Genomic DNA, 13,627 nt, shown 5'->3' with positions numbered 1-13,627 from the left:
GCGTCGTTTTTCCCTTTCACACAGGCCTTGTTTATCCTACCTAGACCTCAATCATGATGATTGGAGTTTCGGGTGAAAGCGCCAAAGGGAAAAGGCAAAAAGCCGTCGGCCGGCAAACAGGAACGTGGTTTCGAGCGCGCAAGACATGATGCGCCGCGTCCTGAAGGTAAATTTGATAATAAAGGCTCTTCTTTCAAGAAGCCGCGCCCCCAATTCGCCAAGGCCGCTCCCAAGCCTGTAGACGACAAGCCCGTTGCCCCGCTTCGCGAAATCAAGCCTTATGCCGGTGCGCGTCCGGGAGAAAGATTACCGCTTATTCTCGAAACGGAACCGTCGCCCGATTATGCGCTGCTCGATAGCGGAAACGGGTTAAAGCTTGAGCAATATGGCCCCTATCGGATTGTGCGCCCCGAAGGTCAGGCAATCTGGTTGCCTAGCCTGCCAAAGAAAGAATGGGATGAGGCCGACGCCGTCTTCACAGGCAACACCGACGAAGAAGGCATGGGACGCTGGGCATTCCCGAAAGTGCCGCTCGGTGAAACATGGCCGATGCAGCACGACGGTATTTCCTTTCATGGCCGGTTCACCTCATTTCGCCATGTCGGCGTGTTCCCCGAACAGGCCGCGCACTGGTCATTCATGGACAGGCTTATCCGCGAAGGGGTAAAGTCTGGACGCGGTGTGAAGGTGCTCAATCTCTTTGGCTATACGGGTCTTGCTTCGCTGGTGGCAGCGCGTGCGGGCGCCGAAGTGACCCATGTGGATGCATCCAAGAAAGCCATTGTCTGGGCGCGTGAAAATCAGGAAATGGCCGGGCTTTCCGATAAGCCAATCCGCTGGATTTGCGAAGATGCGATGAAATTCGTGCAACGCGAGGAGCGCCGCGGCAGCTTCTATGACATTATTCTGCTCGATCCGCCCGCCTACGGGCGCGGCCCGAGCGGTGAAGTCTGGCAATTGTTCGAGCATTTGCCCGCCATGGTTGATACATGCCGGTCGATACTGACGCCGAAGCCGCTGGCTGTCATCCTGACCGCCTATTCGATCCGCGCATCGTTCTTTGCCATTCACGAATTGATGCGTGACCGTTTCACGGGCCTTGGCGGCACGGTCGAATCAGGTGAACTTATTCTGCGCGAACGGGCAGCAGGGCGCGCGCTTTCCACATCCATGTTCAGCCGTTGGGTAGCAAAATGAGCCGTGACGACGATTTTTCCAAAGGCGGCTCTCGCGCCGAATATTCCAAGGTAGGTCAGGTGAAGGAGGTCACCAGCCTGACCAACCCTATTGTGAAAGATCTCCGCTCGCTGGCTCTGAAAAAATTCCGTGACCAGCAGGGGGTCTTTCTCGCCGAAGGGTTGAAGTTGGTCATCGACGCACTGGAACAGGACTGGCGTATCAAGACGCTTGTCTTCGCCAAGTCCGGCAAGGGTAACAAAATGGTTGAGCAGGTTGCAGCCCGCACCTTCGCCAAAGGCGGCCTGGTGCTTGAAGTAACCGAGAAGGTCATTTCCGCGATAACCCGCCGCGACAATCCGCAAATGGTTGTCGGCGTTTTCGAACAGCAGTATCGCCCGCTTGCGAGCCTCAAGCCGAAGAACAACGACGTTTATATTGCGTTGGACCGTGTACGCGACCCCGGTAATCTGGGCACCGTCATCCGTACCGCCGATGCGGTCGGTGCCAAGGGCGTTATTCTGATCGGCGACACCACCGATCCCTATTCGTTGGAAACCGTGCGTGCCACGATGGGCTCTGTCTTTTCCATGCCGCTCTACAAAGCGACGGAAGCCGATTTCCTCAATTGGCGCAAAGGCTTTTCCGGTCTCGTCGTCGGCACTCATCTGAAGGGTGCCGTTGACTATCGCACCATCCCCTATGCCAACAAACCGGTCATGCTGATGATGGGCAACGAACAGCAAGGGTTACCGGACAGTCTCGCCGAAACTTGCGACAAGCTCGCCCGTATTCCGCAGGCCGGTCGTGCGGATTCTCTCAATCTCGCAATTGCCACCGGTGTCATGCTCTACGAAATTCGTCGCGACGCATTGATGCTTGATGAAAGGACACACGGATGAAGCGGCACGCGATCTGGTCCTCACTTCTCGTTGTCGTTCTTACGGTGTTGATCGATCAGGGTGTCAAGCATCTGGTGGAAACACGGATGGGCTACGGCCAGCAGATCGACTTGCTGCCGTTCCTGGCTTTGTTTCGCACGCACAATGAAGGCATCGCTTTTTCCATGCTGGCATGGCTGCACGACTGGGGACTGGTTGCAATCACCGCTGCAGTCATTTTGTTCGTGCTCTATCTGTGGTGGACCAACGCGCCGGACCGAATCTTTGCGCGCTACGGGTTTGCGCTGGTTGTCGGCGGCGCCATCGGCAATCTTATCGACCGCATAATGCACGGTTACGTCGTGGATTATATTCTGTTCCACCTGCCGACCTGGTCATTCGCGGTTTTCAACCTCGCCGACACGTTCATAACAATCGGTGCGGGCCTTATAATTCTAGAGGAATTCCTTGGCTGGCGGCGCGAACGGGCTGCCCGCTAACCCGCCGGGTTGAACAGTTTCTACCTTTCGCATAACTTGACCTCTTAAATTAAGAGCTTTTTGAAGGGGATAAGGTCCAGTCATCCGAATTGACACATTGGTGACATGCTTCTGTCATCGTCGCGTAGCACTGAATCTGTACTGCTTCGGTCGAACTGGACACCCTGTCCGCGCAATCGACTGAACGAGGATTGGAATTGGTCAGTTCTTGCTGAAATATCAGTGGGAAAGCCGTTCAGGAATACGTGACTAGACAAATCAGGAGCCATCATCATGACAGTACTGCTTGGAATGGACCAGCAAATCATTGATGATACGGTCATGTCAGGCTTAGAAGCACAACAGGCGCTGTTCGCGTCCAACGGCGACCCCATTGTTCTGGGGCGTATCGGATCGCTGGAAGTACGGCTTGCAAACTCGCGCGAAGCTATAGAGGCCGCGCAGGAATTGCGTTTCCGCGTCTTCTTCGATGAAATGGGCGCACGCCGGGAAAACATCGAAGCTGTAGAGCTTCGCGACGCCGACCGCTTCGACGCTATTTGCGATCATCTGCTTGTTTACGACACCGCCCTGCCCGTGCCAGAGCACCAGCAGATTGTTGGCACCTATCGTCTGATGCGCAGCGATCAGGCTGAACGGGCGCTCGGCTTCTATTCTGCCGACGAATTTGATGTGCAGCGTCTGGCCCTTTCGCGCCCCGATCTCCGTCTGCTTGAACTGGGACGCTCCTGCGTGAAGTCGGAATACCGCTCCAAGCGCACTGTCGAGCTTCTTTGGCAAGGCGCCTGGGCCTATTGTCGTCGCCATTCCATCGACGTGATGTTCGGCTGCGCTTCATTTCACGGTGCTGTGCCCGCAGCTCATGCGCTCGGCCTGTCGTTCCTCCATCACAACTGCCGCGCCACTGACGACTGGGACGTTCGTGCCCTGCCCCATCGTTATCAGGCCATGGATCTGATGCCTAAGGAGGCGATCAACAACAAGGTTGCACTATTCTCAATGCCGCCTTTGGTGAAGGGATACCTGCGCCTTGGCGCAATGATCGGGGACGGCGCAGTGATCGACGAAGCATTCGGCACGACCGATGTTTTCATCATTCTGCCCATTGAGCGCATTTCCAGCCGCTACATCACCTATTACGGTGCTGAAGCAAACAGGTTTGTATAACCAGCTCTTTTCCCCTCATCCTGACATAGCTCTTCGGCCTTCTCAGGATGAGGGGAAATCGCTGCGGGTAACGTGCGCAAGATCAGCCAACGCCATCCCCTGAGGGCGAAGCCTCGATGGACGAGGGTCCAGAAACTACGATCACGCCTTTCCGGCCAATTCCTTCAACCTATAGATCAGGTCAAGCGCTTCTCGCGGCGTCAATTCGTCAGGACTGATAGCAGTGATAGCCTTCGCCAGTTCGCTGTCTTTCATCTGAACCTGCAGCTTTGGCTTTTCCTGCTGCAAGACGGCTGAGAACAGCGGCAAGTCATCGATCAGCTTGTCCGCCTTGCCTGAGGTTTCACCCGCCTCCAGTTGGTGCAGAACATCGCGCGCGCGATTGACCACTGCTTCCGGCAACCCGGCCAGACGCGCCACCTGCACACCATAGGAACGATCGGCCGCTCCCTTTGCCACTTCATGCAGGAAGACGACATCATTGTCCCATTCCTTGACGCGCATGGTGACATTGGAAAGCCGCTCAAGCTTTTCCGAAAGTGCCGTCATTTCGTGGAAATGTGTAGCAAACAAAGCCCGGCAACGGTTCTTCTCATGGAGATATTCGACCGCTGCCCAGGCAATGGACAGTCCGTCGAAAGTGGCTGTACCACGCCCGATCTCGTCAAGAATCACCAGCGAGCGCTCGCTCGCCTGATTAAGAATCGCAGCCGTTTCCACCATCTCAACCATAAAAGTCGAGCGCCCACGGGCGAGATCGTCCGAAGCGCCGACGCGGCTGAACAGCCGGTCCACGACACCTATCTTCGCAGAACCAGCGGGCACGAAGGACCCCATCTGTGCCATGATTGCAATCAGAGCATTCTGGCGCAGGAAGGTCGATTTGCCGCCCATGTTCGGCCCCGTCAGTAGCCAGATAGCGCCATTCCCGCCATCCGTCTGCGGCGAGAGATCGCAATCATTGGCGACAAACGGATTGGCTGCCTGACGTCGCAGGGCCTGCTCGACGACCGGATGACGCCCCGCAACAATGTTGAAGGACAGGCTGTCGTCGACCTGCGGGCGGCAGTAGCCCTGCTCCTCCGCCAGCACGGCAAGCGCTGCCGAGACGTCGAAAACCGCAAGCGCCGATGCAGCGGCACGAATACTGTCGGCATGAGAAACTGCTTCCGCCGTCAGTTCCTCGAACACGGCAAGCTCGATGGACAATGCGCGGTCGGCGGCATTGGCGATCTTGCTTTCAAGTTCCGCCAGTTCGGTCGTGGTGAAGCGCATGGCATTGGCCATGGTCTGGCGATGGATGAACCGACCCTTGGCTTCATCCGTATCCGTCATCGCCCCGGCATTATTGGCCGTCACCTCGATGAAATAACCAAGCACGTTGTTATGCTTGATCTTCAGCGATTTGATACCGGTCTCTTCAATATAATTGGCCTGCAAACCGGCGATCACCCGGCGTGACTGGTCACGCAAGGCCCGCATTTCATCAAGTTCGGAATTATAGCCCGCGCGAACAAAACCGCCGTCGCGCTTGAGAAGCGGCAATTCATCGGCCAAGGCCCGGTCGAGGTGAGCGGTAAAGATGGCGGGCATGGCGCTGACGGCATCACGGGCCTGCGCCAGTTCGTCTGGCAGCAATGCATTTTCCAGCAGACCCGCAATGACATGCGCAGCCTCGAAACCTCGGGCGAGGCTACCCAGATCACGTGGGCCGCCGCGCCCAACGGCAAGGCGCGAGAGTCCGCGCGGCATGTCCGGTACGCCTTTCAATTCCGCGCGCATCGCTTCGCAGAGCGACTGCTCGCTCAGGAACCAGGAAACGGAATCAAGCCGTAGCGCAATTTCCTTTGGACTGGTCAGCGGCGCGGTCAGGCGCTCAGCAAGAAGCCGTGCACCGCCATTCGTCACCGTGCGATCAACAGCCTTCAGCAAACTGCCATCGCGATTGCCCGACATGGTGCGGGCAAGCTCCAGACTGGCGCGTGTGGCCGGATCGATGAAAAGCGTGCCGCCCTCATGTTCGCGTTCAGGACGCATCAAGGGCGGACGCTCGGAAATCTGCGTCTTTTCGATATAGGCGATCACCCCGGAAATGGCTGAAAGTTCAGAGCGGCTGAACTGGCCGAAACCATCCAAAGTCGCAACGTTGAAATAGCGCTGGATGCGCGCCTCAGCGGCGGCGCTATCGAAGAGGGTCGCCGGTTGCGTCGTTACTACCTTGCCAACCAGATCAAAAACCGGGCGTAGTTGCTCATCATGGAAAGCACTGTCGGCCACGACCAGTTCGCGTGGGTCTACCCGCATCACATCAGCGAAAAGCCGGTCCGGCGCGGTTTCCGCCACGCGGAAGGTTCCGGTCGAAATATCGATCCAGGCAAGCGCCAGCGCACCGTCGCCGCGCGTGCGCCCCATCGCCATCAGGAAATTGGCTTCGGATGGGTCCAGCAGCTTTTCTTCGGTCAGCGTGCCCGGCGTGACGAGACGGATCACATCACGCTTCACCACAGATTTGGAACCGCGCTTCTTTGCCTCTGCCGGATCTTCCACCTGTTCACAGACCGCGACACGATATCCCTTGGCGATCAGCTTCTGCAAATAATCGTCGGCAGCATGGACTGGCACGCCGCACATGGGAATATCCTCACCCAGATGCTTGCCGCGCTTGGTGAGCGTGATGCCCAGCGCCGCAGAGGCTTCCACTGCGTCATCAAAGAACAATTCGTAAAAATCGCCCATACGGTAGAAGAGCAGCGAATCGACATTCGCCGCTTTGATCTCGATGTATTGTTCCATCATGGGCGTCAGGCGAACGGGCGCTGCCTCGGCGGTCTCTTCTTCCGCTTCCAACATATTCTCGCTCGCCTTCGCTTCCATCGGTAAACCTTCATTTATTGCCTGGCAAACAACGCCAAAGTCATAAAATTTCGTATTCCATCGTTTTTGGATGAATATCTATTCCCTTAAGCGCTGTTTACACGATGCGTGACTGGCGCTATCGAGGTTCTCCCGCAGATGAAACCGGAGGGAACATGCCAGCCTCGACGCCGAAGGGCAACACATCAGAACGCGCACCCACAGCCAGTGAGAAGGAAGCGCTAGACTTTCACGCGCAGGGTCGTCCCGGCAAGCTGGAGATCAACCCCACCAAGCCTATGACCACCCAGCGCGATCTGTCGCTCGCCTATTCGCCGGGCGTCGCCGTTCCGGTGAAGGCCATCGCCGAAGACGCTGCCCGCGCCTATGACTATACTGCCAAGGGTAATCTGGTCGCGGTCATCTCGAACGGCACCGCCATTCTGGGACTCGGCAATCTGGGCGCGCTCGCCTCCAAGCCGGTGATGGAAGGCAAGGCGGTGCTGTTCAAGCGCTTTGCAGATGTCGACTCCATCGATCTTGAGATCGATACGACTGACATTGACGCTTTCATCAATGCGGTACGCTATCTCGGACCATCGTTTGGCGGTATCAATCTGGAAGATATCAAAGCACCCGACTGCTTTATCATCGAGCAGCGTCTCCGCGAACTGATGGACATTCCGGTCTTCCATGACGATCAGCATGGAACGGCGATCATTGCCGCTGCCGGCCTTATCAATGCATTGCATCTGACCGGCCGTGACATGAAGACCACCAAGCTCGTCTGCAATGGCGCAGGCTCAGCGGGCATTGCCTGCATCGAACTCATCAAGGCTATGGGTTTTGCCTCGGATAACGTCATCCTCTGCGACACCAAGGGCGTCGTCTATCAGGGCCGCGAAGAAGGCATGAACCAGTGGAAGTCCGCCCACGCAGTGAAGACCGACAAACGGTCCCTCGCAGATGCCATGAACGGCGCGGATGTTGTGTTCGGCCTTTCGGCCAAAGGTGCCTTCACGGAAGAGATGGTTCGTTCCATGGCACCGAACCCCATCATCTTCGCCATGGCCAATCCCGATCCCGAAGTAACGCCTGAAGAAGTGGCGCGCATCCGCGATGATGCTATTGTTGCAACCGGTCGCTCGGATTATCCGAACCAGGTCAATAATGTACTTGGTTTCCCCTACATCTTCCGCGGTGCACTCGATGTTCGCGCGACCACGATTAACGATGTGATGAAAATCGCAGCTGTCAACGCCCTGGCCGAGCTTGCCCGCGAAGACGTGCCAGACGATGTGGTCGCCGCCTATCAGGGCAGCCGTCCGCGTTTTGGCCAGAACTACATCATTCCAGTGCCTTTCGATCCACGCCTTCTGGCATCGGTCTCTGCTGCCGTGGCCAAGGCAGCAATGGAAACGGGCGTTGCCGGACGCGCCATCGCCGACATCGAAGGCTACAAGCGCGAACTGTCAGCCCGTCGCGATCCGATTGCCTCGACCCTGCGCGGCATCTATGAGCGTGTCCGCCGCCAGCCGAAGCGTATCGTCTTTGCCGAAGGCGAAGAAGAACAGGTAATGCGCGCTGCCGTTTCCTACGTCAATCAGGGGCTCGGCACCGCAATTCTGGTTGGCCGCGAGGAACGGGTAAAGGATACGGCGAAGGCTGCCGGTCTCGACCTCGACCGTCCCGGCATCGAAATCATCAATGCACGCCTGTCGAGCCGTAATGCCGCCTATGCCGACTATCTCTACGAGAAACTCCAGCGCAAGGGCTATCTGACGCGCGATTGCCATCGCCTCATTAACAATGACCGCAATCATTTCGCGGCCTGCATGGTAGCGCTTGGCGATGCCGACGGCATGGTCACAGGCGTGACCCGCAATTACGCCACGGGTCTGGACGACGTGCGTCGTGTGATCGATTCCAAGCCGGGCCATCGCATGGTTGGTGTTTCCATCGCGCTTTGCCGCGGACGCACGGTGTTCATCGCCGATACCGCCGTTCATGAAATGCCATCCGCAGCCGAACTGGCGGATATCGCGGTTGAGGCTGCGGGCATGGCACGCCGCATGGGTTATGTGCCGCGTGTCGCACTGACCGCCTTCTCGACTTTCGGCCATATGGGCGGCGAGCGGTCAGCACGCATTCAGGAGGCCGTTCGCATCCTTTCCACACGCCATGTCGATTTCGAGTTTGACGGCGAGATGAGCGCCGATGTGGCACTGAACCCGAAGTTGATGGAGCAATATCCGTTCATCCGCCTCTCGGGCCCGGCCAATGTGATCGTCACGCCCGACAATCACTCGGCCTCGATTGCCGCCGACATGCTGCAGGAGCTGGGTGGCGCAACGATCATCGGCCCGTTGCTCGTCGGCCTCGACAAACCAGCCCAGATCGTCACCATCGGCGCCAAGGATTCCGACATCGTCAACATGGCGGCAATTACCGCCTATAATGCAACGAACTGAAAAGTCAGAGAAGAGTAATACAAAGGCCGGGTTTTCCCCGGCCTTTGCTTTTGGATATTCATCATCCATAAAAGCGGCTATAGGATAGCCATCGTCCATATCCTTTTCTCCGCAAACCGGATCTACATGCCGCATGAGCGCACACGACCTTAAGCTGGAAGAGATCGTCAATCCCGAGACGCTAAGCCGCAAGCTTCACGAACTGGCGGATTCCACGGACGAAAACTACACCAGTCCGACCGTGCGAAAAGTGGTGCTTCAGGCTTTGAAGGACGCTTTGATACGCGGGCGCGCCAATGCGGAAAGTATGCTGATGAAGGATGGCGGCGGCACGCTTTGCGCCAAACGCCTGTCCTTTCTTATGGACACGCTGATCGAGGCGCTGTTCGAGTTCGCCACCACGAAAGCCTATCCGATGATCAATCCGTCGAAGGCCGAGAACATGGCCATCGTCGCCGTAGGCGGTTATGGGCGCGGCGGACTGGCGCCAGGATCGGACATCGATCTTCTGTTTCTCCTGCCTTACAAGCAGACCCCCTGGGGCGAGCAAGTCGTAGAATATATGCTCTACATGCTGTGGGATATGGGCCTGAAAGTCGGGCATTCTACACGCAATATCGAAGAGTGTATCCGGCTTTCGCGCGAAGACATGACGATCCGCACGGCAATTCTCGATGCGCGGTTTCTCACTGGCAATCGCGAGCTATTCAAAACGCTTGTCACCCGCTTCGACGAGGAAATCGTCAAGGATACCGGCCCGGAATTCATTCAGGCCAAGCTCGCCGAGCGCGACCAGCGTCACCGCAAGGCAGGCGAAACCCGCTATCTGGTGGAGCCCAATGTCAAGGAAGGCAAGGGCGGCCAGCGTGACCTGCATACGCTGTTCTGGATCACCAAATATTTTTACCGCGTCAAAACAAAGGAAGAGCTGGTCAAGCTCGGTGTTCTGTCACGCGGCGAGCTGAAGCTGTTCAACAAGGCAGAAGATTTTCTCTGGGCGGTGCGTTGCCATATGCACTTCGCGACGTTGAAGGCAGAAGAACGCCTTTCCTTCGACATCCAGCCGGAAATCGCACAACGCCTTGGTTATACGGCGCATCCCGGCCAGAACTATGTCGAACGGTTCATGAAGCATTACTTCCTCGTTGCAAAGGATGTGGGCGACCTTACCCGCATCATCAGCGCGGCGCTTGAGGAACAGCAGGCAAAACATGTTCCGGGCTTCAATCGCATCTTCCTTACGTTCTCGCGACGCAAGCGCAAGCTTTCTGCCGATGGCGATTTTGTTTCGGAAAATCACCGTATCAACATCGCACGACCGGAGGTTTTCAAAGAGGATCCGATTAATATCATTCGCCTCTTCCATCTGGCTGACAAGCACGGGCTGGAATTTCACCCCGAAGCGATGCAGAGCCTCACCCGCTCGCTGAAACTCATCAATTCCGATCTGCGTGAAAATCCCGAAGCCAACAAGCTTTTCCTCGAAATCCTGACTTCGCCACGCAACCCCGAACTCATTCTGCGCCGCATGAACGAATCCGGTGTGCTCGGAAAATTCATTCCGGACTTCGGCAAGATCGTCGCCATGATGCAGTTCAACATGTATCACCACTATACGGTGGACGAGCATCTCTTGCGCTGCATCGCCGTTCTGTCGGAAATAGAGCATGGCGAACTGGAAAGCGAGCACCCGCTTTCAAACCACCTTATCACGACAGTGAAACGCGACCGCAGCCTGCTTTATGTGGCGCTGCTTTTGCACGACATCGCCAAGGGGCGCCCGGAGGATCACTCCGTAGCCGGTGCGCGCATTGCCCGCAGGCTGGGGCCACGGCTGGGTCTTACCCCTACCGAAACGGAGACAGTCGAGTGGCTTGTGCGTGAACACCTGACAATGAGCATGGTGGCACAGTCGCGTGATCTCAATGATCGCAAGACCATCGTCGACTTCGCGGACACGGTGCAGACCATGGAGCGGTTGAAGCTCCTTCTGATCCTGACCGTCTGCGACATCAAGGCGGTTGGTCCCGGCGTATGGAATGGCTGGAAGGGCCAGCTTCTGCGCACGCTCTTCTACGAAACCGAACTGGTTCTGACCGGTGGGTTTTCAGAATTGTCCCGCGCCGATCGCGACCATCAGGCGCGCGAGGCACTGGCGGAACGCCTTTCCGACTGGCCGCAGGATAAGCGCGACGCCTATCTCGCGCTCCATTACACCAACTATTTCCTGACAGTCAGTCTGGAAGATCAGGTCAGGCATGCCCATTTTATTCGCGACGCCGACCGGAATGAGCGAGCGCTGGCCACCATGGCGAAACCGCATACTTTCGAGGCGGTTACGGAAATCACGGTGCTTGCGCCTGACCATCCGCGCCTTTTATCGATCATCACTGGTGCCTGCGCGGCGGCAGGCGCCAACATTGTCGACGCGCAGATTTTCACTACTGGCGACGGGCGTGCACTTGATACCATTCTCATCAGCCGCGAGTTCGACACTGACGACGACGAACGTCGCCGCGCCGAACGTGTCGGCAAGGTCATTGAGGATGTTTTGTCCGGCAAGGCCCATCTACCCGATGTGCTGGCCAAGCGTACCAAGCCAAAGAAGGCCGCCAAAGCCTTCAAAGTGGAACCGCGCGTCGAGATCAACAACACACTCTCCAACAAATTTACCGTCGTCGAAGTGGAAGGTCTGGACCGGCCCGGTTTGCTTTCAGAACTGACCGGACTTATTTCCGACCTTTCGCTGGATATTGCATCAGCTCATATCACCACCTTCGGCGAGAAGGTGATCGACAGTTTTTATGTGACTGACCTTGTGGGCCATAAGATTTCAAACGCCACCCGTCAGGGCAATATCAGGCGCAAGCTGCTTGGTGTTCTCAGCGGGGAAAATGGCAGCAAGACAAACGGTCGCTCGTCGCAGGCCGCAGCATAGGTTTTTTAGTAAATGAGTTTGGTCAAAAAGTTCGCCACGGTTGCGTCCGGTACGCTGATGAGCCGCATTTTCGGCTTCACCCGCGAGATGTTCATGGCGGCGGCGCTGGGCACCGGCCCGGTAGCCGACGCCTTTAATGCTGCCTTCCGTTTCCCGAACACCTTTCGGCGACTGTTTGCCGAAGGCGCATTCAATTCGGCCTTCGTTCCGCTTTTCGCCAAGGAAATCGAGAATAACGGCATCGACGGCGCGCGCCGTTTTTCCGAAGAAGTGTTCGGCGTTCTCTTCACCGTGCTTCTCTTCCTGACGATCGCGATGGAACTTTCCATGCCCTTCATCGTGCGAACTGTCATCGCACCGGGCTTCACCGACGATCCGGTGAAATTCGATAATACCGTACGTCTCGCCGTCATCATGTTCCCCTATCTCGCCTGTATGTCGCTGGCGGCGATGATGGGCGGGATGCTCAATTCGCTGCACCGCTACTTCGCGGCAGCTATTGCGCCGGTCTTCCTCAACATCATTCTGATCGGCGTTCTGGCTGTTGCCTGGTGGCGTGGCTATGATGCGCTTTCAGTCGGCTATAGCCTTTCTTGGGGGGTGATGGCTGCTGGTCTTGTCCAACTTGCTATCGTTTGGATCGCCGTGCGCAATGCAGGCATCAAGATCGGCTTTCGCCGTCCCCGCCTGACATCGAATGTCAAAAGACTCCTGGTGCTGGCACTACCTGCCGCCATCACCGGCGGCATCACGCAGATCAATCTGCTCATCAACACCAATATCGCATCGGGCATGGAAGGCGCTGTGTCATCGCTCGTCTATGCGGACCGCATCTATCAGCTTCCGCTCGGTGTGGTCGGGATCGCAGTCGCCACCGTGCTTCTGCCCGAACTGTCACGTGCGCTGCGCGGCGGTCATATGAAGGAAGCGTCGAACCTCCAGAACCGCTCGGTCGAGTTCACATTGTTTCTGACGCTGCCAGCCGCTGCTGCACTGCTCGTCATGTCTGAACCCATAGTCCGGCTCCTGTTCGAACGCGGCAAGTTCAGCCCGGATTCCACGCTCGTCGTCTCCAACATTCTGGCCATATATGGCCTGGGTCTGCCCGCTTTCGTCTTGATCAAAGCGTTCATCCCCGGTTTCTTCGCCCGCGAGGATACACGCACGCCGATGATTTTCGCCGCCATTTCGGTGGCGGTGAACGTTTCGCTTGCGATCACGCTTTTCCCGCATTTCGGCCCGACCGGCATAGCCACGGCGGAAATCATCGCGGGCTGGGTCAATACCATCCTGCTGTTTGCAACACTGGTGAAGCGCGGCCATTGGGGACAGGATATTCCACTGCTAACCCGCATTCCGCGCCTCCTCGTCGCCGCCGCGATCATGGCTTTCGGCATCCATTATGCCATCGGCTACTTTGCCTATGAACTTTCCTCCGCCGCGCCGCTTGTTGTGCGGGCGGGAACCGTCACCGCAATCGTCGTTGCCGCAATGGTGGTTTATTTCGGTTTGGCTTTCGGTCTTGGCGGTGCCAATACAGGAATGATCCGCCGCAACATCAAGCGCGGCGCAGCAAAGAAAGCTCCTGAAAGCGAGCAGTAATTCAAGCTTGAAAGGCGACTGCGTCTCTGCGAAAAGACC

Annotated in this window: 8 protein-coding genes; 7 read left to right on the top strand and 1 reads right to left on the bottom strand. The window is 57.1% G+C overall.

Features of this window, described 5'->3' with window-relative positions:
* Positions 1–72 precede the first annotated feature (72 nt).
* The 4 genes from FJQ48_RS00130 (at position 73) to FJQ48_RS00115 (ending at position 3,724) form a co-directional block, all read left to right on the top strand.
* Positions 73–1,197, top strand: a complete 1,125-nt coding sequence (locus FJQ48_RS00130) for a class I SAM-dependent methyltransferase (protein ID WP_139973198.1) — start codon at positions 73–75, stop codon at positions 1,195–1,197.
* A complete protein-coding gene (locus FJQ48_RS00125; RefSeq protein ID WP_139973197.1) occupies positions 1,194–2,078 on the top strand; it encodes an RNA methyltransferase in 885 nt (294 codons plus the stop codon). Before FJQ48_RS00130 ends, FJQ48_RS00125 begins: the two co-directional genes overlap by 4 nt.
* Entirely contained in the window at positions 2,075–2,557 is a 483-nt protein-coding gene (lspA, locus tag FJQ48_RS00120) for a signal peptidase II (RefSeq protein ID WP_139973196.1), read from the top strand. The genes FJQ48_RS00125 and lspA overlap by 4 nt, the downstream gene beginning before the upstream one ends.
* A 273-nt stretch (positions 2,558–2,830) precedes the next feature.
* A complete protein-coding gene (locus FJQ48_RS00115) occupies positions 2,831–3,724 on the top strand; it encodes a GNAT family N-acetyltransferase (protein WP_180350078.1) in 894 nt (297 codons plus the stop codon).
* Positions 3,725–3,865: 141 nt separating this feature from the next.
* On the opposite strand, the gene mutS is transcribed toward FJQ48_RS00115, so the two are convergent.
* Positions 3,866–6,598: a DNA mismatch repair protein MutS gene (gene mutS / locus FJQ48_RS00110; protein WP_139973195.1), complete on the bottom strand. Its 2,733-nt coding sequence runs from the start codon at positions 6,596–6,598 to the stop codon at positions 3,866–3,868.
* A gap of 155 nt (positions 6,599–6,753) precedes the next feature.
* Here mutS and FJQ48_RS00105 point away from each other — a divergent pair, with 155 nt between their 5' ends.
* From FJQ48_RS00105 to murJ, 3 genes are all read left to right on the top strand, one after another.
* Positions 6,754–9,048 carry an NADP-dependent malic enzyme gene (locus tag FJQ48_RS00105; RefSeq protein WP_139973194.1) on the top strand — a complete coding sequence of 765 codons (2,295 nt, stop codon included), beginning with the start codon at positions 6,754–6,756 and terminating at the stop codon, positions 9,046–9,048.
* Positions 9,049–9,181: 133 nt separating this feature from the next.
* Positions 9,182–11,986: a [protein-PII] uridylyltransferase gene (locus tag FJQ48_RS00100; protein WP_139973193.1), complete on the top strand. Its 2,805-nt coding sequence runs from the start codon at positions 9,182–9,184 to the stop codon at positions 11,984–11,986.
* 12 nt (positions 11,987–11,998) lie between these two features.
* Positions 11,999–13,588, top strand: coding sequence for a murein biosynthesis integral membrane protein MurJ (gene murJ, locus FJQ48_RS00095; RefSeq protein WP_139973192.1), 1,590 nt, complete (start codon positions 11,999–12,001; stop codon positions 13,586–13,588).
* Positions 13,589–13,627 lie beyond the last annotated feature (39 nt).

The sequence above is a fragment of the Ochrobactrum sp. CGA5 genome (genome assembly GCF_006345815.1).
GTDB lineage: Bacteria > Pseudomonadota > Alphaproteobacteria > Rhizobiales > Rhizobiaceae > Brucella.
Note: the sequence above shows the minus strand (reverse complement) of the source record. Positions and strands in the feature narration are given on the sequence as shown.